The organism is Novosphingobium acidiphilum DSM 19966 (assembly GCF_000429005.1).
Taxonomy (GTDB): domain Bacteria; phylum Pseudomonadota; class Alphaproteobacteria; order Sphingomonadales; family Sphingomonadaceae; genus Novosphingobium; species Novosphingobium acidiphilum.
The window spans coordinates 25,237-51,300 of sequence record NZ_AUBA01000017.1 but is presented as its reverse complement, the minus strand read 5'-3'; the positions used below and the strand labels follow the sequence as shown (position 1 = coordinate 51,300).

25 protein-coding genes are annotated in these 26,064 nt (G+C 65.5%); 3 read left to right on the top strand and 22 right to left on the bottom strand.

Translation table 11 applies throughout. The annotated features are described in order from the left end of the window. Positions 1-11 precede the first annotated feature (11 nt). The 21 genes from ftsZ to ccmA form a co-directional block, all read right to left on the bottom strand. Entirely contained in the window at positions 12-1,475 is a 1,464-nt protein-coding gene (ftsZ, locus tag G404_RS0114110) for a cell division protein FtsZ (RefSeq protein ID WP_028641666.1), read from the bottom strand. A gap of 205 nt (positions 1,476-1,680) precedes the next feature. After that, a complete protein-coding gene (gene ftsA, locus G404_RS0114105; RefSeq protein WP_028641665.1) occupies positions 1,681-2,964 on the bottom strand; it encodes a cell division protein FtsA in 1,284 nt (427 codons plus the stop codon). Positions 2,965-2,967: 3 nt separating this feature from the next. Then, the gene (locus G404_RS0114100) at positions 2,968-3,978 is read right to left on the bottom strand and encodes a cell division protein FtsQ/DivIB (protein WP_028641664.1); all 1,011 of its coding nucleotides are present in this window, start codon (positions 3,976-3,978) and stop codon (positions 2,968-2,970) included. A 1-nt stretch (position 3,979) separates the two neighbouring features. Then, positions 3,980-4,924 (bottom strand): D-alanine--D-alanine ligase, encoded by a 945-nt coding sequence (locus G404_RS0114095; RefSeq protein WP_028641663.1) that lies wholly within the window; start codon positions 4,922-4,924, stop codon positions 3,980-3,982. After that, entirely contained in the window at positions 4,921-5,802 is an 882-nt protein-coding gene (murB, locus tag G404_RS0114090; RefSeq protein WP_028641662.1) for a UDP-N-acetylmuramate dehydrogenase, read from the bottom strand. Before murB ends, G404_RS0114095 begins: the two co-directional genes overlap by 4 nt. After that, complete coding sequence (gene murC, locus G404_RS0114085; protein ID WP_028641661.1) at positions 5,799-7,223, bottom strand: UDP-N-acetylmuramate--L-alanine ligase; 1,425 nt, start codon at positions 7,221-7,223, stop codon at positions 5,799-5,801. Before murC ends, murB begins: the two co-directional genes overlap by 4 nt. After that, the gene (gene murG / locus G404_RS0114080) at positions 7,220-8,407 is read right to left on the bottom strand and encodes an undecaprenyldiphospho-muramoylpentapeptide beta-N-acetylglucosaminyltransferase (protein ID WP_028641660.1); all 1,188 of its coding nucleotides are present in this window, start codon (positions 8,405-8,407) and stop codon (positions 7,220-7,222) included. Before murG ends, murC begins: the two co-directional genes overlap by 4 nt. After that, positions 8,404-9,642, bottom strand: a complete 1,239-nt coding sequence (locus G404_RS0114075; protein WP_084601354.1) for an FtsW/RodA/SpoVE family cell cycle protein — start codon at positions 9,640-9,642, stop codon at positions 8,404-8,406. The genes murG and G404_RS0114075 overlap by 4 nt, the downstream gene beginning before the upstream one ends. Then, positions 9,642-10,967 (bottom strand): UDP-N-acetylmuramoyl-L-alanine--D-glutamate ligase, encoded by a 1,326-nt coding sequence (gene murD, locus G404_RS0114070; protein ID WP_028641658.1) that lies wholly within the window; start codon positions 10,965-10,967, stop codon positions 9,642-9,644. Before murD ends, G404_RS0114075 begins: the two co-directional genes overlap by 1 nt. 7 nt (positions 10,968-10,974) lie before the next feature. Further along, positions 10,975-12,039 (bottom strand): phospho-N-acetylmuramoyl-pentapeptide-transferase, encoded by a 1,065-nt coding sequence (gene mraY / locus G404_RS0114065; protein ID WP_028641657.1) that lies wholly within the window; start codon positions 12,037-12,039, stop codon positions 10,975-10,977. After that, positions 12,040-13,566: a UDP-N-acetylmuramoyl-tripeptide--D-alanyl-D-alanine ligase gene (locus G404_RS19145; RefSeq protein WP_051280725.1), complete on the bottom strand. Its 1,527-nt coding sequence runs from the start codon at positions 13,564-13,566 to the stop codon at positions 12,040-12,042. Beyond that, positions 13,563-15,002: a UDP-N-acetylmuramoyl-L-alanyl-D-glutamate--2,6-diaminopimelate ligase gene (locus G404_RS0114055; protein WP_028641656.1), complete on the bottom strand. Its 1,440-nt coding sequence runs from the start codon at positions 15,000-15,002 to the stop codon at positions 13,563-13,565. Before G404_RS0114055 ends, G404_RS19145 begins: the two co-directional genes overlap by 4 nt. Then, positions 14,999-16,717 carry a peptidoglycan D,D-transpeptidase FtsI family protein gene (locus G404_RS0114050; protein ID WP_028641655.1) on the bottom strand — a complete coding sequence of 573 codons (1,719 nt, stop codon included), beginning with the start codon at positions 16,715-16,717 and terminating at the stop codon, positions 14,999-15,001. Before G404_RS0114050 ends, G404_RS0114055 begins: the two co-directional genes overlap by 4 nt. A gap of 50 nt (positions 16,718-16,767) precedes the next feature. After that, on the bottom strand, positions 16,768-17,583 hold the full coding sequence (locus G404_RS0114045; protein WP_028641654.1) for a hypothetical protein: 816 nt from the start codon (positions 17,581-17,583) through the stop codon (positions 16,768-16,770). Beyond that, positions 17,580-18,533 (bottom strand): 16S rRNA (cytosine(1402)-N(4))-methyltransferase RsmH, encoded by a 954-nt coding sequence (gene rsmH / locus G404_RS0114040; RefSeq protein WP_028641653.1) that lies wholly within the window; start codon positions 18,531-18,533, stop codon positions 17,580-17,582. Before rsmH ends, G404_RS0114045 begins: the two co-directional genes overlap by 4 nt. Beyond that, positions 18,530-19,027, bottom strand: coding sequence for a division/cell wall cluster transcriptional repressor MraZ (locus G404_RS0114035; RefSeq protein WP_028641652.1), 498 nt, complete (start codon positions 19,025-19,027; stop codon positions 18,530-18,532). Before G404_RS0114035 ends, rsmH begins: the two co-directional genes overlap by 4 nt. A 432-nt stretch (positions 19,028-19,459) precedes the next feature. Beyond that, positions 19,460-19,783 carry a hypothetical protein gene (locus G404_RS0114030; RefSeq protein ID WP_245584535.1) on the bottom strand — a complete coding sequence of 108 codons (324 nt, stop codon included), beginning with the start codon at positions 19,781-19,783 and terminating at the stop codon, positions 19,460-19,462. 55 nt (positions 19,784-19,838) lie between these two features. Beyond that, positions 19,839-20,837 carry a cysteine synthase A gene (locus G404_RS0114025; RefSeq protein ID WP_028641650.1) on the bottom strand — a complete coding sequence of 333 codons (999 nt, stop codon included), beginning with the start codon at positions 20,835-20,837 and terminating at the stop codon, positions 19,839-19,841. Between the two features lie 68 nt (positions 20,838-20,905). Next, positions 20,906-21,415 carry a hypothetical protein gene (locus G404_RS19140; RefSeq protein ID WP_156906305.1) on the bottom strand — a complete coding sequence of 170 codons (510 nt, stop codon included), beginning with the start codon at positions 21,413-21,415 and terminating at the stop codon, positions 20,906-20,908. Positions 21,416-21,440: 25 nt separating this feature from the next. Beyond that, complete coding sequence (gene ccmB / locus G404_RS0114015) at positions 21,441-22,112, bottom strand: heme exporter protein CcmB (RefSeq protein WP_036521504.1); 672 nt, start codon at positions 22,110-22,112, stop codon at positions 21,441-21,443. A 5-nt stretch (positions 22,113-22,117) separates the two neighbouring features. Beyond that, on the bottom strand, positions 22,118-22,708 hold the full coding sequence (ccmA, locus tag G404_RS0114010) for a heme ABC exporter ATP-binding protein CcmA (RefSeq protein ID WP_028641648.1): 591 nt from the start codon (positions 22,706-22,708) through the stop codon (positions 22,118-22,120). 55 nt (positions 22,709-22,763) lie between these two features. Here ccmA and G404_RS0114005 point away from each other — a divergent pair, with 55 nt between their 5' ends. Both G404_RS0114005 and G404_RS19135 read left to right on the top strand, forming a co-directional pair. After that, positions 22,764-23,057 carry a 4a-hydroxytetrahydrobiopterin dehydratase gene (locus G404_RS0114005; protein ID WP_028641647.1) on the top strand — a complete coding sequence of 98 codons (294 nt, stop codon included), beginning with the start codon at positions 22,764-22,766 and terminating at the stop codon, positions 23,055-23,057. A 174-nt stretch (positions 23,058-23,231) separates the two neighbouring features. Next, the gene (locus G404_RS19135) at positions 23,232-24,068 is read left to right on the top strand and encodes a transporter (RefSeq protein ID WP_169719713.1); all 837 of its coding nucleotides are present in this window, start codon (positions 23,232-23,234) and stop codon (positions 24,066-24,068) included. Positions 24,069-24,166: 98 nt separating this feature from the next. Here G404_RS19135 and G404_RS20675 read toward each other — a convergent pair whose 3' ends face one another. After that, positions 24,167-24,364, bottom strand: a complete 198-nt coding sequence (locus G404_RS20675) for a hypothetical protein (protein WP_169719712.1) — start codon at positions 24,362-24,364, stop codon at positions 24,167-24,169. Here G404_RS20675 and G404_RS19130 point away from each other — a divergent pair. Continuing rightward, entirely contained in the window at positions 24,354-26,039 is a 1,686-nt protein-coding gene (locus G404_RS19130; protein WP_211230790.1) for a methyl-accepting chemotaxis protein, read from the top strand. The two genes, G404_RS20675 and G404_RS19130, sit on opposite strands and share 11 nt — an antisense overlap. Positions 26,040-26,064: the final 25 nt, after the last annotated feature.

Below are 26,064 nucleotides of genomic sequence, written 5' to 3'. Positions count from 1 at the left end.
CGATGAACTGCTTACTGGTTGTTCTGACGCCCCAGGAAACGCGGAATATTAAGCGCCTTGCCCTCTTCGTCGGTCGATTCTTCGTCGGCCGGGCGTGACCCGCGCGACAGGCTGGCCATGCGTTCGAACAGGGTCGATCCCCCCGGTGCCGGGCGCGGGGCAGGCTCGACCGGTTCGGATGTGGCACCAACCCGGCCGAAGCGGGGCATGCCCGGGCTTGGCGCGGGTTCTTCGCTGAGATCAAGCGTCAGGTCGAAGGGTTCGTCGTCCACAGGCGGCGGCGCATCCTGCTGCAAGGGCTGTGGTTCGGGTTCGGGTTCGGGCGCGGCCTGTGCCACCGGTTCTTCGGCCACAGGCGAAGGGTCAACCGGTTCAGCGGTTGCCGACTGCGGCACTTCGGGCGGACGCGGCGCGATGCCCTGGGGCGCGGCCAGGCCACCGCCCGGGAATGCCGGGCCGCGGGTGCCGCCCACTGCCGCCGGGCGCGACGCGATTTCGGCCTGTTCGTTGGTCTGTTCGATGCCGGTGGCCACCACCGAGACGCGGATCTTGCCATCCAGATCGGGGTTGAATGCCGAACCCCAGATGATGTTGGCGTTGGGATCGACCAGTTCGCGGATGTGATTGGCCGCTTCGTCGACTTCGAGCAGCTTCATGTCATCGCCGCCGATGATCGAGATGATCACGCCCTTGGCGCCCTGCATCGACACGCCGTCGAGCAACGGATTGGCAATCGCGCGTTCGGCCGCATCGAGCGCGCGGTTGGGGCCTTCGCCTTCGCCGGTGCCCATCATCGCCTTGCCCATTTCGCCCATCACCGAACGGACGTCGGCAAAGTCGAGGTTGATCAGGCCCGGCATGACCATCAGGTCGGTGATCGAACGCACGCCCTGCTGCAACACTTCGTCAGCCAGGCCAAACGCTTCCTTGAAAGTCGTTTCGGCCTTGGCCACCAGGAACAGGTTCTGGTTGGGAATCACGATCAGGGTATCGACGTGCTTTTGCAGTTCCTCGATCCCGGCATCGGCCGACCGCATGCGCCGCGACCCTTCGAACAGGAACGGCTTGGTCACCACGCCGACGGTCAGCACGCCCTTGCGCCGCGCGGCTTCGGCGATCACGGGCGCGGCGCCCGTGCCGGTGCCCCCACCCATGCCGGCGGCGATGAACACCATGTGCACGCCTTCGAGCGCGCGTTCGAGTTCAGCCATTGTCTCTTCGGCGGCGGCACGCCCCACTTCGGGGCGCGCACCTGCGCCCAGGCCCTGCGTAATTGCGGGCCCGAGCTGGATGCGCGTATCGGCGATCGAATTGTTCAACGCCTGGGCATCGGTGTTGACCACGACGAAGTCGACGCCTTCGATCCCGGCGCGGATCATGTTGGCAATGGCGTTGCCGCCGGCGCCACCAACCCCGATCACCGTGATACGGGGCCGCAGTTCATCGATCGACGGCGGTCCGATGTTGATGCTCATGTCGGTCTCCCGGTACGGTTCAGGGTCAGCCCCTGCAAAATGACAAAGTGTGTTGCGGTCAGCTTTGGCACGGATCGATTTGTCTAATCAGAGTCAAACTGGGCTTTTCCACAGTTGCAGCACCAGATTCCCGCCAAAACGTGCGGTTTTTGCAAGCCGCGCCGGCAATCATGCGCATAAACCCTGGCAAACCGCCAGCCATCGATCAAAAATATTCGCGGCAGGCGCGCCAGATTCGCGCCACCAGGGCAAATCCGCGCAACGGGCCTTCGGGCCTTGTCTTGGGACCGATCGCACGGATGTCGACCGGCTCTGCCGCCGCATACAGCAGCAGCCCGACCAGGGTCGACGAACTGGGCGTGGCATTGCCGGGCGGCAGGCCGAGCATCGTCGGCGGAGATCCGATGCGCACGGGACGGCCCAACGCGCCCTGGGTAAAATCGGCCAGGCCAGGAAGCTGCGCGCCCCCGCCGGTCAGCACCACCTGCTGCCCGCGCTGTCCGGTAAAACCCATGGCCTTCAGGGCCTTGGCCACCTCTTCGGTGAAATATCCCAACTGCTGGGTAATGACCGAGATCAGTTCGGCGCGGGGAATGCGGTTCTTGTCATCGGCGTGGCGTGCCACCGGCCCGGCCCCGTCGGGATCGCCGGGCGCGTTGACCGGGATCATTTCACGGTGGTCGGCGGGGCTGGCGATCGCCGACCCCGACATGCATTTCAACCGTTCGGCGTGATAACGGCGAATGCCGAACGCCGATGCAATGGCATCGGTGATGTCGCCCGATCCGAACGGGATGACCTGCATCCCCAGCAACATGCCCGAAACATAGACCGATATGGTGGTCACTTCGGCGCCGAATTCGACCAGTGCGACGCCAATTTCGCGTTCTTCCGGCGTCAGGCAGGCAAGGCCTGTGGCAACGGGCGATCCGACCACAGCCTCGACCTTGAGATGCGCCTGTTCGACGGTTTCCTTCAGATTGCGGATCGGCGCGCCATCGGCCAGCATCACGTGAATATCGACCGCCAGGCGTTCGGCATGCAGCCCCTTGGGGTTGGGCACGCCGTGCGCCCCGTCAAGCGTGTAATGCGCAGGCTGGGCATGCAGCACCTGCCGCCCGTCGGGCTGGATCACTTCGCGCGCCGAAATCAGCAGATGCTCGATATCGTCCTGTTCGATGCGCCGACCGCCAATATCCACCTCGACCCGCGCGGTCGTGCTGGCAAGCCCCGCACCGGCACAGCCGATCCACACCGATTGCACGCTGGCGCTTGCGGCCTTTTCGGCGCGCTCGATCGCATCGCGCACACAGTGCGTGGCGGCAACCATGTCGACGACATAGCCGCGTTTGATCCCGGCCGAGGCGCGATAGCCCGATCCCAGAACGACCAGGTCGCCCGTCTCGGCAAGCCCGGCAATCATGGCCGAGGTGCGGAACGAACCGATGTTGACGGCAGCAAAGACTTTGGTGATGCGTGGTATGGCCATGATTCAGTTGTGCGCCGTCGCTGGTTTGGCGGATGATCCATGATCCGCATGGGGTACGGGCCTGGCCGGGCCGTCGGCGCCGGCGGCCTTTGCCGCCTTGGCCACGGCCGCAGCGCGGGCTTCGGCAGAAATTGCTTCGGCATGCCCGGGCACGCGCAAATAGACGCGATCGGGCACGCGCATGTCGAACGCCGCGACTTTGCCCCCCAGCAATCGGTCAACGCCGTCCATCCGTGCAAAGCTGAGCAAGGCGGCAGCACCTTCGTCATCGCCTTCGGGCAACGCCAGCACCTGCCCGGTGCGGAATGTCAGGTTCCAGCGGCGGTTGCCGACCCATTCGGCCTCTGCCACCTGGTTTTTCAGCGCGGGTGCGGCATCGAGCAGCTTTTCCAGCGCGCCGACCTGGGTGTCGACCCCCGGGCCCTGCAGCACCAGCATGCCTTTGGCGCGCGTCGGTGCAACGGGTTCGAGTTCGTGGCCGGTTTCATCGATCAGCACCAACCGATCGCCGTTGCGCAGCACCGCGTGCGGGTTGCGTTCAACGATGTCGACCACCAGCGTGTCGGGCAATTGCCGCGACACGCGAGCATCCTTGACCCATGACAGGCCAAGCAGCGTGCTGCGCAAGGCCGCCAGATCGACCCGCGACATCACCTGGTCGGTCTGGCCCAGCACCTTTTCATAGACCGCCTGTTCGTTCATGCGGTTGACGCCGCGCAGTTCGACGCGCTTTACCTTGAACCCGACCTGCCCCGACAGGGCCGCCAGATGCTGTTCGGCCATGGCGGGAACGCCCGCCACTTCTGCGCTGATCACCGCCACGCCCGCCACGCCACCGATGATCGCCACGATCATCATGCGGTGCAACGTCTCGTCCGAAAACGGCAGCCAGCGCATTGCCTGGTCGACGATGTTGCCGGTCTGCTTGCGCGCGGTGGCGACTTTGGTGCGCGCGTTGCGCGTGGCAGTCGCGCGCCGCACGCCCTTGCCACTGCGACGGATGGTCTGGGCCATGTCAGCGCGCCTCCTTTGTTTGCGTCAGCGCTTCGGCGATGATCGCTTCGACAAGTTCGCCGTAATCCATGCCCAATGCCCGCGCCTGTTCGGGCACGAGGCTGAGCGGGGTCATGCCCGGCTGGGTGTTGACCTCGAGCAGAAACAGCCCGTCGATCCCGCGTTCGTCGTCCCAGCGGAAATCGCTGCGACTGGTGCCGCGACAGCCCAGCAGGCGGTGCGCGCGCAAGGCAATATCGCGACAGGCCTCGGCCACATCCTCGGGGATATCCGCCGGGCAGATGTGATCGGTCATGCCGTCGGTGTATTTGGCGTCAAAGTCGTAAAATTCGGACTTTGTCTTAAGCTCGGTCACCAGCAGCGCGCGGTCGCCCAGCACTGCCGTGGTCAGTTCGCGTCCGCGGATGAACGGTTCGGCCAGCAACGTGTCGAACTGTTGCCACGGCCCCGGCACGCTCGGCGCGATCGGATTGCCGTAATTGCCGCCGTCGGTGACGATCGCCACACCCACCGACGATCCCTCGTTGACGGGTTTCAGAACATAAGGGCGCGGCAGCGGATCGTGGCGGTAAATTTCGGAAACCCGTACCACGCGACCGCCGGGCATCGGAATACCGTGCGGCACCAGCGCCTGTTTGGTCAGTTCCTTGTCAATGGCGATGACCGAGGCGGCCAGACCCGAATGGGTATAGGTCAGCCCCATCAGATCCATCATGCCCTGTACCGTGCCGTCTTCGCCAGGCGTGCCGTGCAACGCGTTGAACACGACATCGGGCGCGGTCTGCGCCAGCACCTGCGCCACATCGCGGCCCATGTCGATCCGCGTCACGCGGTGGCCGCGCGCCTCAAGCGCGTCGGCGACGCCGTTGCCGCTCATCAGCGAAACCGGGCGTTCGTTCGACCAGCCGCCCATCAGGACCGCGACATGTAGTTTGGGACCTGTCACGCCTTGTTGCCCACTCGCTTGATTTCCCATTGCAGATCCACGCCCGATGCGGCGCGCACTTTGTCGCGCACCAGTTCGCCCAGCGCCTCGATCTCGGCACTGGTGGCATTGTCCATATTGATCAGAAAGTTGGTGTGTTTGTCGCTGACTTGCGCGCCGCCCAGGGTCAGCCCGCGACACCCGGCCCGATCGACCAGTTCCCAGGCCTTGTGCCCCGGCGGGTTCTTGAAGGTCGAACCGCCGGTTTTGGTGCGCAAAGGTTGCGATGCTTCGCGCGCTGCGGCGATGCGGTCCATCTCGGCCTGGATTGCCGCCGGTTCGCCGGGGCGCCCGCGAAACCGCGCCGCAACGACGACCGCGCCGTCGGCCAGATCGGAATGGCGATAGGCATAGTGCAGATCGGCGCACGTCAGCGTGACCGCCTGGCCCGAACGCAGCACCACATCGCAATCCACCAGCACGTCCTTGACCTCGCAGCCGTAGGCTCCGCCATTCATCCGCACGAATCCGCCGACCGTGCCTGGGATCGAGCGCAGGAATTCCAGCCCGGCAATGCCGTGATCGCGCGCGGTCGAAGACACCAGCACACCCGACGCCCCGCCACCGCAATCGAGCACGACCGGATCGACAGTGCGCACCCCGGCAAAGGCCTTGCCCAGCCGCACCACCACGCCCGCCACGCCGCCGTCGCGCACGATCAGGTTTGACCCCAGCCCAAGCGCCATCACCGGCACATCGGGGGCAAGTGCCGCCATAAATGCGCCCAAGTCCGCGGCATCGGCGGGTTCGAACAGCCATTGCGCCGTGCCGCCGGCCTTGAACCACACCAGCGGTGCCAGCGGCGCCTGCGGGGTCAGCTTGCCACGCGGGGTGATCATGCCGCGTCCCGCGCGCGCCGGATCGCATCGGCCAGGCCAGCGGCCCAACGCGTGATATCGCCCGCGCCCAGGCACACCACGATGTCGTCGGCGCGCACCTGCAGCGCCAGTTCGCGGGCCAGCGCATCGGCACCGGCGATGACATGCGCGCTGCGGTGGCCGCGTGCCTTGATCCCTTCGACCATGGCCGCCGAATCCACACCCTCGATCGGGGCCTCGCCCGCGGCATAGACCGGCGCGGCATAGACCATGTCGGCATCGTTGAACGCGCCCTGGAATTCCTCCATGTGATCGCGCAACCGGGTAAAGCGGTGCGGCTGAACCACCGCGATCACCCGCCCGCGCACGCCTTCGCGCGCCGCGGCCAGCACCGCACGGATTTCCACCGGGTGATGGCCGTAATCGTCGATCACGGTCACGCTGCCATCTTCGAGTGCGACTTCGCCCACTTTGGTAAAGCGCCGCTTGACCCCGCCGAACTTGGCAAAGCCATCGCGGATGACATCGTCGGGCACGCCCATTTCGCGCGCCACCGCGATCGCGGCCAGCGCGTTCTGCACATTGTGACGCCCGGGCATCGGCAGCCCGATGTCTTCGATGCGGTGGAACGAACCGTCGCGGCGGCGCAGCACCACGGTAAAGCGGTTGCCCCCAGGCACCGGGGTCACGTTTTCGCCGCGCACATCGGCCTGCGCCGAAAAACCGTAGGTGATCACACGGCGATCGCGCACCATCGGGATGATCGCCTGGACGACCGGGTGATCGATGCACAGCATCGCTGCGCCATAGAACGGCACGTTTTCGATGAATTCGACAAAGGCCGCCTTCACCCGGTCAAAACTGCCATAGTGATCAAGGTGTTCGGGATCGATATTGGTGACCACCGCGATCGTGCCGTCCAGCCGCAGGAACGAACCATCGCTCTCGTCGGCTTCGACCACCATCCAGTTGCTGTCGCCAAGCCGCGCGTTCGATCCATAGCTGTTGATGATCCCGCCGTTGATCACGGTCGGATCCACCCCGCCTGCATCAAGCAGGCAGGCCACCATCGAGGTCGTGGTGGTCTTGCCGTGCGTGCCGGCCACCGCAACGGTGTTTTTCAGCCGCATCAGTTCGGCCAGCATTTCGGCGCGCCGGACCACAGGGATGCGCGCCTCGAGCGCTGCGATCACTTCGGGATTGTCGCGCCGCACCGCGGTGGAGGTTACGACCACCGACACACCCGCCACATTGGCCGCGTCGTGTCCGATCATCACGGTGATGCCGCGCGTGCGCAGCCCTTCGACCACATAGCCTTCGGCAATGTCCGAGCCCTGCACCACATAGCCCATGTTGTGCATGACTTCGGCGATGCCCGACATGCCGATCCCGCCGATGCCGACAAAATGGATCGTGCCGATGTCCACGCCGACACCCTTCATGACCGGACAGCCCGGGTGGCCGCGGCCGGTTGGGCGGCCATCGCCCCATGTCCCGCTTCGCGCCCGACGCGGATCACATCCTGCAGCGGCACCCCGCCAAAGCTTTCGACCAGATCGGCCAGATCGCTGGCCGCATGCGGCAGTCCGCAGTTCCATGCGGCATGCGCGGCATTGGCCAGTGCATCGGGATTGAGCGCAATTGCCTGCACCTGCTTGGCCAGTTCCTTGGGGGTAAAGCCCGATTGGCGAATGGCGCGCGCGCCGCCCATCCGCACCAGTTCGCGCGCGTTGGCAGCCTGGTGATCGTCGGTGGCGATCGGCAGCGGAACCAGGATCGCAGGCCGGCCCACCGTGGTCAGCTCGGCAATGGTCGAGGCACCGGCACGCCCGATGAACACGTGCGTTTCGGCCAGCCGCGTGGCCATATCCTCGAAATAGCTGCCCAGTTCCGCCGGGATCTGATGCGCGGCATAGCGTGCGCGCACCGCGTCGAGATCTTCGGGGCGGCATTGCTGGGTCACTTGCAAACGGTGGCGCAGCGCAGGCGGCAGCATCGCCAGGCCATCGGGCACCACCTCCGACAGGATCGAGGCGCCCTGGCTGCCCCCGGTGACCAGCACGCGCAGCAGGCCGTGTTCGTCAAGCGGGGGAAACGGCTCCTTGCGCAAAGCCAGCACATCGTCGCGCACGGGATTGCCGACTTGCACCACTTTGTCGGCCAGGCGTTTGTCCAGCCGATCGACATCGACATAGGCCGTGGCAATGGCATTGACCCGGCGGGCCAGCAGGCGATTGACGCGGCCCAGCACCGCGTTCTGTTCGTGGATCACTGTCGGAATGCGCACCGCTTGCGCCGCCAGCAGCGCGGGCAGCGCAGGGTAACCGCCAAATCCGACCACACAGGCGGGCTGAAAGCTTTCGAACAGGCGCAGCGCCATCGCCCGGCCCTGCCAGATCGCGCGCAGCCCCTTGATCAGCGTTACCGGGTTTTTGCCCAGCCGGCCCGCCGGCAGGACATGCGCGGGCAGAAAATCGGGCTTTCCCGGAATGCGCGCGCCCCGGGCATCGGTCACGAGCGCCACATGGTGGCCGCGCCGTTCCAGTTCGGCCGCCAGCGCAAAGGCGGGGATCAGGTGACCGCCGGTACCCCCGGCGGCAAGGACAAAATGGCGGGACAGGGTCATGGCGCAAGGCGTTCCTTCGGATCGAACGTTTCGCGCGACAGATAGGGATTGCGCCGCGTGATGGCGAGCAGGAAGCCGACGCCGAGCAACAGCGCGATCGTCGAAGACCCGCCATAACTGATCAACGGCAGGGTCATCCCCTTTGACGGAAACAGTTGCAGATTGACCAGGATGTTGATGAACGCCTGCCCTGCCAATTGCGCGGTCAGCCCGGCCGAGGCCAGCACGGTAAACAGGTCGTCCTCGTCCAGCAGGCGCAGCAGCACACGCAGCACGATCGCACAATACAACAGCACGATCACGCCGCACATGATCAGGCCGAACTCTTCGCCAATCACCGAAAAAATATAGTCGGTATGCGCCTCGGGCAGCGCCATCTTGCGCGATCCCAGCCACAGCCCGGTGCCACCCCAGCCGCCGTTCAACAATGTGCGCATGGCCAGATCGACCTGGTCGAATTCGCTGCCGCCCGACCAGAACGCATCGATGCGATGGGTGGCGTTGGGATAGAAGAAATAGGCCAGCACCAAGACCAGCACCCCGCCCCCCACACTCCACGCGATCCGGTTCACCGACAGGCCCGACAACAGCACCAGCACGAACCACACCGCCAGAAACAGCACGGTCGACCCGAAATCGGGCTGCAGCATCAGCAACGTGCCGACCAGCGCCATCAGGCCGATCGACAGACCCATCACCGGGATCCGCGGATCGCGCACGCGCCACGACAAAATCCAGGCCAGCGCGATGGCAAAGCCGGGCTTGAGAAATTCCGAAGGCTGCAGGCTGAACCCCAGGTTGAGCCAGCGCCGCGCGCCTTTCACTTCGGACCCGACCAACGGCACCAGCACCAGCCCCACGATCATGGCCGCGGCCAGCAGGATCGCGAGACGCCGCGCGGTCTCCTTGGGCAGGATCGAAGCGACGAACATCACCAGCAGCCCGACCACCAGCCAGCGCAGATGCAGCCAGAAGAAATAGAGATCGCTCAGCGTCTTTTGCGGGGTCGACAGGCGGTGCGCGCTGGCGGGCGATGCCGCCGCCACCGCGATCGCGCCGATCACCACCAGCAGCATGACCAGCGACAGCAGCACGCGATCGATTTCGCGCCACCAGATCACCAGTTCGCTGCGGCGGCTGCGGCGATAGCGGTTGGCACGGCCCACCACACGCACCCCGCCATCGCGGGTGGGCACCGGCACGGCGCGGCTGATCGAATCGGGCGAACTGGCCATCAGGTCGCGGCCTGTGCCGGCGCGACGCGATCGCCCAGCAGCGACAGGACGATATCGCGAAACGCGTCGCCACGCGCCTCGAAATCGCGGAACTGGTCGAAACTGGCGCAGGCGGGTGACAGCATCACCACGTCGCCCGGCTGTGCTGCCGCCATCGCCTGGCGTACCGCATCGCACAGCATCTCGCTGCGCGTGACGGGCATGACCGGCGACAGGATCTCGGCAAAACGCGGCCCGGCCTCGCCAATCACATAGGCGGCCACCACATGGCCGAAGGCGCCTGCGCATTCATCGAGCGAATCCGATTTGGGCAAACCGCCGCAGATCCAGTGGACGCGCGGATATGCCGCCAGCGCGGGCGCGGTCGAGGCAGGATTGGTTGCCTTGCTGTCGTTGATGAACAGCACGCCGCCTGCTTGTGCGACACGTTCCATGCGATGCGGCAGCCCGCCAAAACTGGCCAGCGCCGGGCGCCACACCGTCTCGGCAATGCCCAGCGCCTGCGCAATGGCAATGGCGATGGCGGCATTTTCCAGATTGTGCGGCCCCTGCAGCGCGGGCCACCCGGCCTGACCTGTCAGCATGGCGGGATCGGGGCAATGCACCAACGCGGCATCGCGGCCGGCACCGACATCGGCGGCGATTGCCGCGGTGTGCGGATCGCTGCGGCCAAACACCGCGTGCTGGTGCGCATGTTGCATGGCAAACAACCGCGCCTTGGCCGCGGCATAGCCCGCAAACCCGTCATAGCGATCGAGATGATCGGGGCTCAGGTTGATCAGCGCGGCCACGTCGCAGGCAAGCGTGCGGGTCAGGTCGATCTGATAGCTCGACAGTTCCAGCACATAGACACCACCCGCGCGCAGCGCCACTTCGCCCAGCACCGGCAGCCCGATATTGCCGCCCAGTTGCGCCGGTATCCCGGCGGCAAGGCACAGATGATGGACCAGCGCAGACGTGGTCGATTTACCATTGGTGCCGGTAATGCCCACCACGCGGTGCGCGGGCAGATCGGCACGGATCTGCGCGAACAGTTCGATATCGCCGATCACCGGTACACCGCAGGCGTCCGCGTGCGCGGCAATCGGATGGCGGTTCAACGGCACCCCGGGCGAAACGACCACGCCGGCAAAGCCGGCCAGGTCGATGGTCAGCGGATCGACCAGCGTGACACGCCCTTCAAGCCCGGCGCGCGCATCTTCGCGGCTGTCCCACGCGGTCACCTCGGCGCCGCCGGCCAGCAGACTTTCGACGCTGGCCAGGCCCGATCGGGCCAGACCCAGCACCGCAAAGCGTTGGCCGGCAAAGCGTGGCGAAGTGATCATGCGCTGTTCACCGCACTTTCAACGTCGCAAGGCCAAGCAACGCCAGCACGATCGATACGATCCAGAACCGGATCACCACGGTCGATTCCTGCCAGCCCAGTTGTTCGAAATGGTGATGGATCGGGGCCATGCGGAACACCCGCCGGCCGGTGCGCTTGTACACCAGCACCTGCACGATGACCGAGACAGCCTCCATCACGAACAGCCCGCCCACGATCGCCAGCACGATTTCATGGTGGATCGACACCGCGATCACGCCCAGCGTGCCGCCCAGTGCCAGGCTGCCGGTATCGCCCATGAACACCGCTGCAGGCGGCGCATTGAACCACAGGAACGCCAGCCCCGAACCCATCACCGCGGCGCAGAATATAGCCAGCTCGCCTGCCCGTGGCACATGCGGAATGCCCAGATAATGGGCATAGTCGGCGCGGCCCGCCAGATAGGCGATGATCGCAAAGGTGCCGGCCGCGATGATCACCGGCATGATCGCCAGACCGTCCAGCCCATCGGTCAGATTGACCGCATTGCCCGCACCCACGATGACGAATGCCGCAAACAGGTAATAGAACGGCCCCAGCGGCAGATAGACATTGCTCAGCACCGGCAGGTACAGATTGGTTTCACCGGCCACCAGCCAGACCGCGATCCCGGCCACGACAAATTCGCCAAGCAGGCGCAACTTTGCCGGAACGCCCTTGTGCGCGTACTTGGTCACTTTGTCGTAATCGTCGAGAAACCCGATCAGGCCAAAGCCCAGCGTTACCACCAGGCAGGCCCAGACATAGCGGCTGTTCAGGTCCATCCACAGCAGCAGCGCGATCGACAGCGCGATCACGATCATCAGCCCGCCCATGGTCGGCGTGCCGCGCTTGGCCAGGTGCGATTGCGGCCCGTCGGCGCGGATCGGCTGCCCCTTGCCCTGGCGCATGCGCAGCATGTTGATAAAGCGCGGTCCGATGATCAGGCCGATCACCAGCGCGGTCAGCAGCGCTGCGCCCGAACGAAACGACTGATACCGGATCAGGTTGGTCAGGCCTTCGAAATGCAGCCACTGTGCGATGATATACAGCATTCAAACGTCTCCGGTCGGCGTCCGACCTTCCCGTGCGGTTGGTTCGGGCCGGGTCAGCGCCTTGACCAGCGCCCCCAATCCGACCGAATTCGAACCCTTGATCAGGATTGCATCGCCACCTTGCGGCGCCCAATCCCCTGTCGCCAGGATCTCGGCAGCCGCAGCAGCGTCGGGCACGTGGACGAAGTCGATCGCGGCGGCAAGCGGGCCTGGCGGTGTTTTCCCCAAGGCAACGGCCAATGCCGCCATTTCCGCGCCGACCAGCAGCACGTGCGCCATGTCTGCCGCGATGATCGGCGCCGCGAGTTCGGCGTGATAGGCATCGCTGCCTGCGCCCAGTTCCTTCATCGCGCCCAGCACTGCAATCCGCCGCCGCGCCGGCGTTGCCGCCAGTTGCGCCAGGGTCGCCTGCATCGACGCGGGGTTGGCGTTGTAGCTTTCATCGATCAGCAGCGCGCGGCCCGATCCATCGCCGGCTGGCGCCACCACACGATGGCGTGCGCCACGCCCGGCCAGATCGGGCAATTCGGCCAATGCCAGCCCGGCCGCGCCCAGATCGCCACCGACCGCGGCCACGGCCGCCATCACCGCCAGCGAATTGACCGCCCAGTGCGCGCCGGGCTGCGATACGGTATAACACAGCTTGCGCTGCATACCCGCAGCGCCGCTGAATTCGGCTGTGACCAGCGTGCCGCCGGTGGTCGTGGGCAGGGCATCGATCAGCCGCACATCGGCATCGGCCGCAGTGCCGAACCGGATCACCCGTGCCGCGTATTGCGCGGCAACGCGTGCCAGCAGTTCGGCATGCGGGTTGTCGGCCGGAATGATCGCAGTGCCGCCGGGCTCAAGCCCTTCGAAAATTTCCGCCTTGGCCGCAGCGATAGCGGCCTCGCCCGAAAAATGCCCGATATGCGCGGGCGCGATCGTGGTGACCACCGCCACGTGGGGGCGCACCAGCCGGGTCAGCGCGGACAGTTCGCCTGCATGGTTCATGCCCATCTCGAACACGCCAAACCGCGTGCGTGCGGGCATGCGCGCCAGGCTTAGCGGCACTCCGACATGGTTGTTGTAACTTTTGACCGAACGGTGCGCCTGACCACGGCTTGACCGGTCGAGCGCGGCAAACAATGCCTCTTTCACCCCGGTCTTGCCTGCCGAGCCGGTCACGCCGATCACCTGTGCCTCGTCTGACAACCGCGCGCGGGCCGCCCGCCCCAATGCGTCGAGCGCCGCGGTCGTATCGCTGACCAGCACGTGCGGCGCGGCGATCGGCTGCGCCACCAGTGCGCCCGCTGCACCGCGCAACAGTGCGCCATCGACAAAGCGGTGGCCATCGGTGCCTTCGCCCTTCAGCGCGATGAACAGATCGCCTTCCATGACTTCGCGGCTGTCGGTGGTGGCGCCCGCCACCGCAAATTCGCCGCCTTCCACGTGGCCCCCGGTTGCCCGGGCAATATCCCCGGCAGTCCACAGCGCGGTGCCCAACGCATCATCGGGTTCGACCGGCCATTCCAGCACAGCATTCATGCCGACCACTCCCGCGCGACTGCCACATCGTCGAACGGCAGCACGCGCGTGGCATCGCCGCGCCCGACGATCTGCCCCTGTTCGTGCCCTTTGCCCGCGATCAGCACGATATCACCCGCGCCGGCCTCGGCCAGCCCGGCGGCGATTGCGGTGCGCCGGTCGCCCACTTCGCGCGCCTTGGCCGAACACCCCGCCAGGATCGCCGTGCGGATGGCGCCCGGGTCTTCGCCGCGCGGATTGTCATCGGTCACGATCACGCAATCGGCGCCGGCGCAGGCCGCAGCGCCCATCGGCGCGCGTTTGCCCGGATCGCGATCGCCGCCCGCGCCAAACACCAGGATCAGTCGCCCGCCGACATGCGGGCGCAGCGCCGCACACGCCGCGGTCAACGCATCGGGGGTGTGCGCGTAATCAACATAGACCGGCGCACCGGCTGCGGTGATCGCCGCGCGTTCCAGCCGCCCGCGTACCGGTTGCAACCGCGCCAGCGCCTCGAACGTGCGCGCCGGATCGCCGCCGGTGGCGATGACGAGACCTGCGGCGACGAGCGCATTTGCCGCCTGATACGCGCCGATCAGCGGCAGCGTGATCGTGCGCGTTGCGCCGTCGTGTTCGATCTCCAGCGTCTGGCCGAGCAATGTGGGCGTGCGGCGCAGCAGGCGCAGCGTCGCGCCATGTTCCCCCACCGTGATCAGCCGCAATCCGCGCGCCTGTGCATGGGCGATGGCCTGCGCGCTCCACGCATCGTCGGCCCACACGACCGCGGCGCCACCGTCGATCACCACTTCGTCAAACAGGCGCATCTTGGCCGCGAAATAGGCCTCCATCGACGGGTGATAGTCCAGGTGATCGCGCGACAGATTGGTAAAGGCGCCCGCCGTTACCGGCAGCCCTTCGTTGCGAAACTGGTCCAGCCCGTGGCTCGACGCCTCATAGGCAAGGTGACTGATCCCTTCGCGCGCCAGGCCTGACACATTTGCCAGAAACGTGACGATATCGGGCGTGGTCAGACCGGTCGACACGCTTTCATCGGCAGTGGTCACCCCCAGCGTGCCGATCGAAGCCGACCGGTGCCCGGCCATGCGCCAGATCTGACGCGTCATTTCAACGGTCGAAGTCTTGCCGTTGGTGCCGGTCACCGCAACCACGGTCGGGGGAACCGGGGTGAAGAACCGCGCGGCAATCTGCGCAAATAGGCGGCGCGGTTCGTCGGCGGACAGATGCACCGCGCCTGCAACCTGTGCCTCGGGCCGCGCCACCACCGCCACGGCGCCTGCGGCAATGGCATCGGCGATGAAATCTTCGCCATTGAAACGCGTGCCGGGAAACGCGCCGAATACCGTGCCCGGCGCGACCTTGCGATGGTCGATGGCAAAGCCGGTGACATTCACCGCACCCATCGGCAACGCAATGTCGGTCAGGCTGGCCAGCTTCATTCCCCGTCTCCGTTGGCGACCAGCGGTGTCAGGTCGGTTACGTCGACATCGCGCTTGCCATCGGGCACCACGCCAAGCAAGGGGCCGATGCGCGGAACCAGGTGGCCGACCACCGGCGCGCTGTTGAACGCCGCGGTGCGCTGGCCCGATGTCGCCTGCGTCGCCTGGGGTTGATCCAGCATCGCGATCACCACAAAGCGCGGCTTGTCCATCGGGAACGCGGCGGCAAACGTTGCAATCACCGCGTGCTTGTTCTTGTAACCCGATCCGTTGCTGCCCGCTTTTTCGGCCGTGCCGGTCTTGCCGCCCACGCGATAGCCTGCGGCACCGGCCGATTTGCCCGTGCCGTCAACCACGATCAGGCGCAGCAATTGACGCATGCGTGCGCTGGTCGAGGCCTGGAACACGCGCTGTCCGGCCGAGGCATGCGCCGGATCGACCTTGAACAGCGTGGCCGGGCGCCAGATCCCGCCATTGACCAGCGCGGCATAACCCTGCGCCAGATGCAGCGGCGTCACCGCAAGGCCATGGCCATACCCCACGGTCATCGTGCGCAGGCGCGGCCATTCGCCCCTGGGCCAGATCGGAAATCCCTTGGCCGGCAGTTCGATCCGTGCGCGCTGGTTCATGCCCAGCGCGATCATCGAATTGCGCAGTTTCTGCCCGCCCAGTTTGTCGGCAATCTGCGCGGTGACGATGTTCGACGAATGGATCAGCGCCTCGGGCACGTTCAGCGATGCGCCGTAATCATGGCTGTCGTGAATGATATAGTGATCGACCGGCAGGGGTCTGGCCGGATACCGCACCGCCATATCGGTGATCACCCCGGCATCGATCGCAGAGGCGATGGTAAACGGTTTGAACACCGATCCCAGTTCATAGACTTCGTTGGTTGCGCGGTTCTTGACGTGGTCGTTGTCGGCCAGATCGCTGCGGTTGGGGTCGAAGCTTGGCAGGGATGCCAGCGCGATCACTTCGCCGGTGTCGACATCCAGCACGATCCCGGCCGCGCCTTTGGCATGGGTTTCGAGCATTTCGTGCGACAGTTCGTCTTCGACCGCGCCCTGCACGCGCGAATCGATCGACAGCGAAACGGGTTCGGCCCGGCGCCGCGGATCGAGCAGCCGGGTGTTGAGATATTCCTCCATCCCCAGCTTGCCGTGGCCATCGGCATCGACAAAGCCCAGCACATGCGCGGCCAGCGTACCTTGCGGATAGAAACGCTGGGTTTCGCGCGGGAATTCCAGCGCCGGTTCGCCCAGCGCAAACACCTTGTTCGCTTCTTCCGGCAGGACCCGGCGGCGCAGATAGGTCGGCTTGCCCGTCTTCAGCTTGTCGAGCAGGTCATCGTAGTCTTCGGCTGGAAAGATCTGCACCAGCGCGCGGGCAACTTCTTCGGGCGTCTTGACCAGCGGCAGGCCCTTGGCGCCCAGCGCCTTGGGATTGAACCACAGCGAATACGAAGGAAACGCGCGGGCCAGCGGCACGCCGTTGCGATCGGTGATTTCCGCGCGCGGCGGCACCAGCGCATCCGCCGCAGCACCGCGATCGGGGGTCTGGGCCGCCATGCCCAATTGCCCGATACGCACAAACGCCGTCAGCGTGAAAAACACGAACCCGACGATCACCCACAGCAGGCGCATTTTGGCAGTCAGCAGCGAACGCGCGCGCAAATTGGCATAATGCCGCCGACCGGTCGTCAATGTCCCGGCCAGAACCCGGGCCGGGCTGGCGCCGGAAAACTGCGACGGAGGGACCCCGGCGTTCACTTGATCGCCTTTGCATCCTTAAGCGCCAGCCTGATCGGCGCCGAACCCGACGCCTTGCCCGCAGGGGCGCGGTGGTGCGCATCGTCGGCACTGGCCAGGTGGGCCTTGGGCTTGGTTTCGCCGGCCTTGGCCGTGCGGACCGTGGTATCATGCGTCTTGGCATCTTTGCCCGCTGCGTGCGCGGTGGCCTTGTCCCTGGCCGACTTGTCGTGGGCGGGTTTGTCCTTGGCGGTTTTGTCGTGCGCCGGCTTGTCGTGGCTTGCGTGGCGCACGGTCGACAGCCGGTCACCCAGCCCGGCCAGTGTGACCGTCGCCACCGCCGGAACCAGTTTGGCAGACCGCTTTGCCACTGGTGCATCGTCGCTGTCATCGCTGACGCTGGCCCGCGTGACCTTGGCGTGGTCCGCCGCTTCGCCCATCGCCTTGCCGGTCAGGGGCGACACCATGGCGGGATAGGGGGCCGCTGTGTCATCCGCGCTGGCCACGCGCACCGGTGCCGGCGCGCCGGGCTCGATCGGCTTGGCATAAGAGGCAAGCTGCCGTTCGTTATCCAGGTACTGGGTCGATGCCGGCGCGACAAAGCCGAATTCAACGTCGTTCCACGCTTTCAGCTGTTGCTGGTTGGCGCGGGTTTCGAATTCGGTTTCCAGATACATCGTCTCCTGCTTCAGGGCGACGATCCGCGCCTGCGACTGGTGCACCTGGCTGCGCAAGGCGTTGACGCGAAACGCCAGCACCATCACCAATGCGGCACAGACCACCAGGACGGCGATCCATCCCATCGAGCGCAAACGCCCCGCAGTGACGATCATGCGGCAAGATCCCTCTGGTTACGGGCCGGGGCGTCGCTACGGACGGCCCAACGCAAAGTGGCTGAACGCGCGCGGGGGTTGCGCGCAATTTCCGCATCACCCGGGCGGATGGCGGACGATGGTTTTTCAAACGCCGGCGCAGCCTTGCGCACGGGTTCGGGCATATGGCGCGATCCGGCGGGCACCATGCCCGACGCTTCGCGCAGGAATTGCTTGACCATGCGGTCTTCCAGGCTGTGGAACGTCACCACTGCCAGCCGCCCGCCAGGGGCCAGCACGGCTTCGGCGGCGGCAAGGCCTGCGGCCAGTTCGTCCAGTTCGCCGTTGATATGAATGCGCACCGCCTGAAAGCTGCGCGTGGCCGGGTCCTTGGGCATGCCGGGGTGCCAGCCCAGCGCGCGACGCACCACATCGGCGAACTGGCGCGTGGTGGTCAGCGGACGCGCGGCGACTACGGCGCGCGCAATACGCCGCGACTGGCGTTCTTCGCCGTACCGGAACAAGACATCGGCGATATCGGCTTCGGCCGCCAGATTCAGGAAATCGGCAGCACTGGGCCCGTCGCGGCCCATGCGCATGTCAAGCGGTCCATCGGTGGAAAAGGCAAAGCCGCGCTCGGGCTGGTCCAGCTGCATCGAGCTGACGCCGATATCGAACACAACGCCATCGATTTGCCCTACCCCGCCGTCGCGCAACGCGTCGGCCAGATCGGAAAAACGCGCGTGGTACAGCATCAGCAGAGGATCGGCGCCGTTCGCCTCGGCCAGGGTGCGGCCGGCGGCAATCGCATCGGGATCGCGGTCGAAAGCATGAACGCGCGCGCCGCCTGCGATGATGGCACGGGTATAGCCGCCTGCGCCAAAGGTGCCGTCGGCCATGATCATGCCGGGCGCAGGCGCAAGTGCGGCGATCACTTCGTCAAGCAGGACCGGGATATGCAGGGCGGTCATTTGCGCCGCCCCCGTCCGCCGCCGTCGGCGATCAGCGCGCGACAGGTCGCCTTGGCGCTGTCCCAGCCGGCACCCATCGTGAACAGCACTTCGGGCGCCCAGATCGTGAAATGGCTGCCGCCGCCATGGAAATACAGGGAATCGCCCACCCGCGCCTGTTCGGCCAGGTGTTCGGGCAGGATGAACCGCCCGGAATCATCGAATTTGGTGCGCAGGAAGCCGAACAGTTGGGCGGCGCGTTCATCGGGATCGAACGGTTCGCCGCGTTCCAGCGCAACGCGTTCCTCGTGCAGGATCTGGTCGCCAAAGCCGTTGGCGCGCGACAGCCCGAACCCGACCATGCAGGGCAGCTTGTGGTGCAGATCAAGGCACAGGATCTGTGCATCAGAGGCGGCCTGGACGGTGGTGCGAAAGTCGGTGGGCAGGACAAAGCGGCTCTTGTCGCCGCGAGGCGAAAAGCCGTTGCCAAAGTAATTTGACGGAAATCCCGCCACCCCGTGCCCCCAACCTGACGCGACAAAAGCCTCTCTGCCCGCCGCGCTGCCATGCACGGCGGTTCATCCACGATGGATGCGACAAGGATTCAGTCCCGATATCCGGTTCATATCGTGGGATTGGACGGGCTACAACGGGAAATTACGGGAAAAGGCGGTAAAAAGCGCGATTTTCCGCGACTGATGCACAGTCTACGCCGACACCGCGCCCTGCGCCAAGCAACGCATTAACCAAACAAATATCTGTTAAATAATGAAAAGATGCCATACCAATAGAAACGCCCGGCAAGGCTTTCGCGTATGAACCCTTACTGCGTTGCGCGCCGCCATTTGCCTGTTTTGCGGCGATTCGCACTATGCAAACACCAGCAATCGCGGGGAAAACGCCGTTGTTGGGACACGCTGTCCCGTTGTTTCCCGCAACCCACGCAATCAATGCGCCGGCTTCACCTTTGCATGGGGTGCGGCATTGCCGGCCACGGGCACTTCGGGGGCTACACCCAGGTCGACCAGCGGGTCGCTGCCGGGGGCACCACTGGCGCTGCCAGAGGGTTCGGTGGCAACCACGCTGCGATCGGCGGTGGCCACGCGCTGCATGATCACGCTGGCCAGGCTGACCAGCAACAGCATGGCAGCCAGGCCGAACATGCCGACCTGCAGGCGGTGCACCGCCTGCGCACGCATTTCGCGCGATCCGGGTTGGACGTTGACGGGGGTGTTGGTCGCTTCGGCGAACGCGCCTGGTCGCGTGCCCATTCGTTTCAGCCGTTCCGATGTCCTGCTGAATAGCGCCATGGCCGGGGCATATACCCTAAGCGATCAGCCAGGGAAAGACCGGCAGGCCTTTGGCTTCAAGCCAGGCCGGATTGTACAACGACGACAGATAGCGAAAACCGGTGTCGCACAGGATTGTCGCAACCCGGCTGCCCGGCCCCAGCCGGCGCGCCAGCGCGACTGCGCCTGCCACATTGATCCCGCTCGACAGGCCCAGGCACAACCCTTCCTCGGCCAACAGGCGGCTGACCCAGTAAAGGCCTTCCTCGTCCGAAATACGGCACTGGGTGTCGATCGGCGCGCCTTCGAGATTGGCGGTGATCCGCCCCTGGCCGATCCCTTCGGCGACCGAGCTGCCCTCGGCACGCAATTCGCCGCAGGCGTAATAGTTGTACAGCGCCGCACCGTGCGGATCGGTCAACGCGATGGTGACATCGTCGTCAAACGCCTTCAGGCCCAGCCCTACGCCTGCCAGCGTGCCGCCAGTGCCCGCGGCGCAGGTAAACCCGTCGATCCTGCCGTCCATCTGCGCCCACAATTCGGGCGCGGTACTTTCGATGTGCGCCCGGCGGTTGGCGATATTGTCGAACTGGTTGGCCCATATCGCCCCTGGCGTCTCTTCGGCCAGGCGGCGGCTGGTGTGAACGAAATGGCCGGGGTTCGAAAAAGGCGCTGCCGGCACCAGCACCAGTTCGGCGCGCAACGCGCGCAAGGTGTCCATTTTTTCGCGCGACTGGGTTTCGGGCATGACGATCACCGTCTTGTACCCCAGCGCATTGGCCACCAGCGCCAGCCCGATCCCGGTATTGCCCGCGGTGCCTTCGACAATCGTGCCGCCGGGCCGCAGGGTGCCGCGTTGTTCGGCATCGCGCACGATCCACAGCGCAGCGCGATCCTTGACCGAGGCGCCGGGATTGGCAAATTCGCATTTGCCGTAAATCTCGGCCCCCGCAGCCTCGCTCGGACCACGCAGCCGGACCAGCGGCGTGTTGCCGATAAGCGATAGCGTGTCGGGAAGCGCTTGGGTCATGGTCATGACCTGTCAGGTAGGAAAGACCCGGCGTTACGGCAACGCAAAAAGTATTGTCCGCTTGAAAGGCCCGATCACGCCGAAATGGCCACCACCGTGCCCCACAGCACCAGCGCCGCGCCCAGCGCCACCACCACCGAGGGCGCAAACGGGATGCGGTCGGTCAGCCCGGCCAGACCCAGCGCCGACAGCAGCGTGCCGGACACATAATAGACCCGCACCGGCAATCCGCGTGCCAGCGGAAAGAAATGCAGCCCCACGATCAGGCAGATCGACGACACGATCCATTCCGGGTGCCCCAGATTGATGCACAGATTGACCGCCACGAAGATCACCACGCCTTCGACACCGCTCCAGATGCCGACCAGCCTGCCGATCCGGCGCCTTTCTTGCGGCGGCGGCGGGATCAGGCCCCTGCTGCGCCGCAGCACGACCCCGATCAGGCCGATGCCGAGCGCCACGGGTACCAGCCACACCAGCGGCGACACCCCGGCATAGCCCAGCCCGACCATGGCCCAGATCGCGCCGAATATGCTCAGGATAATGGGGCCCTCCGGCCCAGTCGATTTCAACGGCCGCGCCATGGCACCCCCCCTGCCCGTTCTCGTCTCAGTCCCGCGCCGCGCGGATCGCGGCACCTGCGGCGAACGGCGCCACCGCCACCGCCACCAGACTGGCCGCCGCCAGCAGCAACAGACCATTTTCGCCGCCCGCCTGCAACGACCCTGCTCCAAAGATCAGCAGCGGCACCGCCAGAGGGATCAGCAACAATCCGCCCAGCGCTGCGCCCGCGCGCAATCCGGCGGTCAATGCCGCAATCGTCACCCCGATCGCGGCCAGCCCCGGCGTTCCCGCCAGAAGCCCCAGTTCGAGCACGATCAGCGCATGACCATCGATCGCCAAAAGCCCCGCGGCGATCGGCGTGGCCAGCATCAGCGGCACGCCAAAGCACAGCCAATGCGCCACGATCCGCACCAGCATCACCGCCTCTTCGGATAACCCGCGCAGCGCCCACTGGTCGAAAAACCCCGCCTCAAGATCGGGCTCGACCAGCCGATCGAGCGGCAGGATCGCCGCAAGCAACGCCGCGACCCAGATCACCCCGGCGCCGGTGCGCGCCAGCAGCTTTGCATCGGGCCCCACGCCAAACGGATAGAGCATGGCCACCGCCAGAAAGAACAGCAACGGCAAGACAGCCCCGCCCCGCCCGCGCGCGCCGCCCAGCAGGATCGTGCAATCTCGCACGAAAATCAGTGCCAGCTTGGTCGGGGTGCGCGCCATCGCCGTCAATCGCCCGCGCCCGCCGGCACATGCGGCAGCAACGGCAGCACGCCGAGCCCAGCCAGAGCCAGCGGCTGGTGCGAGGCGACGACCGCAATCCCGCCGCGCGCGCGATGTGCCTCGATCGCGGCATGCGCCACCCCGGTCCAATGCGTGTCGAGACCGTTCAACGGCTCGTCCAGCAGCCAGATTCCGGCGCCGCTTGCCGAAAGGCACGCCAGCGCCGCGCGCTTGCGCTGTCCGGTGGACAGATACCGCACGGGCACATCGGCCAGATCGTCCAGCCCGAAATCGGCGATCGGTGCCACGCCACCGTCGATCCGCCGCCAGAATGCCAGCGCCGCGTCCAGCGGCCGATGGCCGTCGAGCGGCAGGTGTTCGTCCATCAGGCCAACCGTGCCGGTGGCCGTTACGGTGCCCGCACAGGCCCGCGCCAATCCGGCCAGTATCCGCATAAGACTGGATTTGCCGATCCCGTTGGGCCCGGCCAGGTGCAGTGCGTCGCCCGCATCAAGCGCAAAGCCGACACCGCGCAACAACACGCGGTCGCCCCGGCGACAGGCAAGATCATCGGCGACAAGACGACACGGTTGCATCCCCCCAGCCGATAGGGGAAACGAGGGCCCCGAACAAGTTTGCAAAGGACGCGCCATGGCCCTGGCCCAACTGACCCCCGACGAACGCGCTGCCGCGCTGACCACCCTGCCCCATTGGGCCCTGAGCGACGACGCGCTGGCGATCACCCGCACGATCACGTTCGACGACTTTGCCCAGGCCTTCGGTTTCATGACCCGCGTGGCGATCGTCGCCGAAAAGGCCGACCACCACCCCGAATGGTTCAACGTCTACAACCGCGTTGAAATCCGCCTGACCACGCATGACGCAGGCGGGTTGTCGCAGCGCGATGTGGCGCTGGCGCGCGCGATCGACGTGTTTGCGGAGTGATCGCTATGTATTGAACCATAGTATCGATGTTACCCAATGACCATGCAATGCCAGCGATAAGCCTCCGCAGCAGCCAGAACCCTGGCTTGCGACAACGCGGGAAAAATCGCCACTATGGTTCAAGTCCGCCGCGTCTGCAGTCGGATTGCGATTGCGGGCGCCACGCTGGGGGTTATGCTGGCATCCGGCGCAGCGCAAGCCGACCCCGGTCCTGCGCCGCCAGCTGCCGAGACCGCGGCCGACGCCGCACTGGCCGCGCCGGCCACGCCAATGCCCGCATCGACAACGCGCAGCTTCAGCACCGACCGGCCAACCAAATCCTACGTGCCCTATACCGTCGATCAAGGCCATTTCCAGTACGAGACCGATCTGGCTGTCTATGCCGTGGCACGACAGGATGGCGCAGACATTCGCACGTGGACCATTGTCGATCCCACACTGAAGCTTGGCCTGACCCACGCGATCGACATCGAAGTGCAGGCAACGCCGTTTGAAGGCGCGGTTATCCGTACCGGATCCCGTCGCAGCGCAGTCTCGGGCTGCTCCGACAGCGTCGTACGGCTCAAGATCAATCTGATCGGCAACGATGGCGGCACGCTGGCGATTGCGGTGATGCCCTATGTCAAAGTCCCGACCGCGCGCTCCGCATTGGGCAACGGCGCGGTCGAAGGCGGCCTGATCACGCCGATCAGCATCGCGTTGCCGCAGGCATTCACCCTGGTGCTCAGTCCCGAGATCGACGAACTCCACAACGCGCAAGCACGCGGATATCACCGCTCTGCAAATATCCTGGCAAATCTCAGTCATCCAGTAGGCAAGCGCTGGACACTCTATGCCGAAGCTTTCGCCACACGATCGTTTGAACGCGGCGACAGCCGTGTCTATACGCTCGACACGGCGGTCGCATGGGCCATTACACCGCGGTTGCAATGGGATGCCGGGGCCAATTTCAAGTTGGGCGGCGTGGTGCCGGCGGCGCAGATCTACACCGGCCTGTCGCAGCGGTTCTGACGCCCGACGGTCCGCACCCGGCCGTTGCTGGGCACCCCAAGGGCCCGGAATTGCGCACAATATACGCCACAATACCTAGCATCGCCGAATCCGAAGATTCAGCCGAATTCATTAAAAACCGCACTATCGAGAATGTTCACGCCACAATGCGCGGGCTGTTCGAAAAGCATGAACCACATTGCAGGAAGCACACCAATGGCGATGTTAGGCACGTTTCGAATTACGACTGTCACATTTGCCGGCATTGCCACTTTGGCAACGCTGTCAATTGCCAGTTCCGCGATCGTGCTGAACACCGCGACCACCTTGAGCGCCCACCTCGACTATGACACGGTCAATATCGTCCCCAGCCTGCAAGCGCTCGACAAAATTCGCGGCAACGCGCTTGAAGCGGCGCACGCCGCGGCGCTTGCGGGCATCGCCCAAAGCGATACCGAGTTGCGCAAATACCACGACGCGCTGACCGCGCGCAGCAGCGATGTCGATGCCGAGCTGCTTGCCTATCGCGCGCTGATTTCGGATGATCACGAGCGGGCCGAATACAACGACGTGGCCGAAGCCTGGATTGGCTTCAAGGATCAAGCCAAACCCTTGCAAACCCTGACATTGGCGCAACGCGATGCCATGCAACGCGTGGCTGTCGCCGCGACTGCGCGTGCAAATGCCATGGGCAAGATGCTGGATATCGAGATTGCCTACAATGCCGAACTCGGAAAGCGCGAAAGCGATGCCGGAATGGCCGAGGCCAAAGCCGACAAGACGCTGGCGCAAGCGCTCATTGGCGGAGTGCTGGGCTTGGTCCTGGCGGTCATCCTGCTGATACGCCACCGTTTGTCATCTCCGCTGGTGCAGTTGGCCACTGCAATGCAGGACATGGCAAATGGCAATCTTGATCGCGATATCCCGGGCGCGACCCTCACCGACGAAGTGGGCGATATCGGACGCGCGCTGGTGTCAATCAAGGACAGCGTTGCCGCGCGCAGCCGCGCGGCGGCCGACAGCCAGGCGGCGATGCAGCGCCAGGTGGTGGGTGCGCTTGGCGAAGGTCTGGCGGCGTTGAAGGCGGGCCGATTGACCGCTTCGATCAATCAACCTTTCCCCGGCGATTACGAGCAGTTGCGTGCCGATTTCAATGCGACGATCGCCACGATGGCCGATCTGATGCGCGATGTGACCACCGCGGCCCATGCGGTCAGCAACGGGGCCAACGAAATTTCTTCCGCCGCCGCCGATCTGGCGGCGCGCACCGAAGGGCAGGCGGCGAGCCTGGAAGAATCCTCCGCCGCTGTACGCGAATTGACCCATTCAGCCACGAGCACCGCCCAGACCGCGGCAGAGGCAAGCACGTTGGCACGCGCCGCGCAGGCGAGCGCCAAAGGCAGTGGAGAGACAATGCACCAGACGGTCGAGGCAATGAACCAGATCGCTGCTTCAAGCCAGAAGATGGAAGAAATCGTCGGTCTGATCGAAGGCATCGCGTTCCAGACCAATCTGTTGGCGCTGAACGCCGGGGTTGAAGCCGCGCGCGCGGGTGAAGCTGGCAGGGGCTTCGCGGTCGTCGCAACCGAAGTGCGGGCCTTGGCCCAGCGCAGTTCCGACGCGGCCAAGGACATCACCGACATTATCAAGTCGAGCGGCAGGGACGTCGCGCAAGGTGTGACCATGATCGGCCAGACCCAGGCCGCGCTCGCGCAGATCGTTATCAGCACGCAGGAACTGTCCGACATGATCGAAACGATCGCAGCTGCATCGCGCGAACAGTCGAATACGATTTTGCAGGTGGACAGCGCGGTGTCGAATATGGACCGCACCACCCAACAGAACGCCGCGCTGGTCGAACAGTCGTCCGCCTCCGCGCGCTCGTTGTCCACCGAGGCCAATGGATTGAGCGGACTGGTCAGGCAATTCGATATCGGGTTTGTCGACAAGGGGCTTGGCGGCAGCCCCATGCGCGCACGGCAGGCGGCATAGGTCCCGCGTCATCGCCGATCGCGGA

Coding starts and splice junctions, on each gene's coding strand:
- ftsZ (WP_028641666.1), bottom strand. CDS start 1,475: ATGAGCATCAACATCGGACCGCCGTCGATCGATGAACTGCGGCCCCGT.
- ftsA (WP_028641665.1), bottom strand. CDS start 2,964: ATGGCCATACCACGCATCACCAAAGTCTTTGCTGCCGTCAACATCGGT.
- G404_RS0114100 (WP_028641664.1), bottom strand. CDS start 3,978: ATGGCCCAGACCATCCGTCGCAGTGGCAAGGGCGTGCGGCGCGCGACT.
- murB (WP_028641662.1), bottom strand. CDS start 5,802: ATGATCACCCCGCGTGGCAAGCTGACCCCGCAGGCGCCGCTGGCACCG.
- murC (WP_028641661.1), bottom strand. CDS start 7,223: ATGAAGGGTGTCGGCGTGGACATCGGCACGATCCATTTTGTCGGCATC.
- murG (WP_028641660.1), bottom strand. CDS start 8,407: ATGACCCTGTCCCGCCATTTTGTCCTTGCCGCCGGGGGTACCGGCGGT.
- G404_RS0114075 (WP_084601354.1), bottom strand. CDS start 9,642: ATGGCCAGTTCGCCCGATTCGATCAGCCGCGCCGTGCCGGTGCCCACC.
- murD (WP_028641658.1), bottom strand. CDS start 10,967: ATGATCACTTCGCCACGCTTTGCCGGCCAACGCTTTGCGGTGCTGGGT.
- mraY (WP_028641657.1), bottom strand. CDS start 12,039: ATGCTGTATATCATCGCACAGTGGCTGCATTTCGAAGGCCTGACCAAC.
- G404_RS19145 (WP_051280725.1), bottom strand. CDS start 13,566: ATGAATGCTGTGCTGGAATGGCCGGTCGAACCCGATGATGCGTTGGGC.
- G404_RS0114055 (WP_028641656.1), bottom strand. CDS start 15,002: ATGAAGCTGGCCAGCCTGACCGACATTGCGTTGCCGATGGGTGCGGTG.
- G404_RS0114045 (WP_028641654.1), bottom strand. CDS start 17,583: ATGATCGTCACTGCGGGGCGTTTGCGCTCGATGGGATGGATCGCCGTC.
- rsmH (WP_028641653.1), bottom strand. CDS start 18,533: ATGACCGCCCTGCATATCCCGGTCCTGCTTGACGAAGTGATCGCCGCA.
- G404_RS0114030 (WP_245584535.1), bottom strand. CDS start 19,783: ATGGGCACGCGACCAGGCGCGTTCGCCGAAGCGACCAACACCCCCGTC.
- G404_RS0114025 (WP_028641650.1), bottom strand. CDS start 20,837: ATGACCATGACCCAAGCGCTTCCCGACACGCTATCGCTTATCGGCAAC.
- G404_RS19140 (WP_156906305.1), bottom strand. CDS start 21,415: ATGGCGCGGCCGTTGAAATCGACTGGGCCGGAGGGCCCCATTATCCTG.
- ccmB (WP_036521504.1), bottom strand. CDS start 22,112: ATGGCGCGCACCCCGACCAAGCTGGCACTGATTTTCGTGCGAGATTGC.
- ccmA (WP_028641648.1), bottom strand. CDS start 22,708: ATGCAACCGTGTCGTCTTGTCGCCGATGATCTTGCCTGTCGCCGGGGC.
- G404_RS0114005 (WP_028641647.1), top strand. CDS start 22,764: ATGGCCCTGGCCCAACTGACCCCCGACGAACGCGCTGCCGCGCTGACC.
- G404_RS19135 (WP_169719713.1), top strand. CDS start 23,232: ATGCTGGCATCCGGCGCAGCGCAAGCCGACCCCGGTCCTGCGCCGCCA.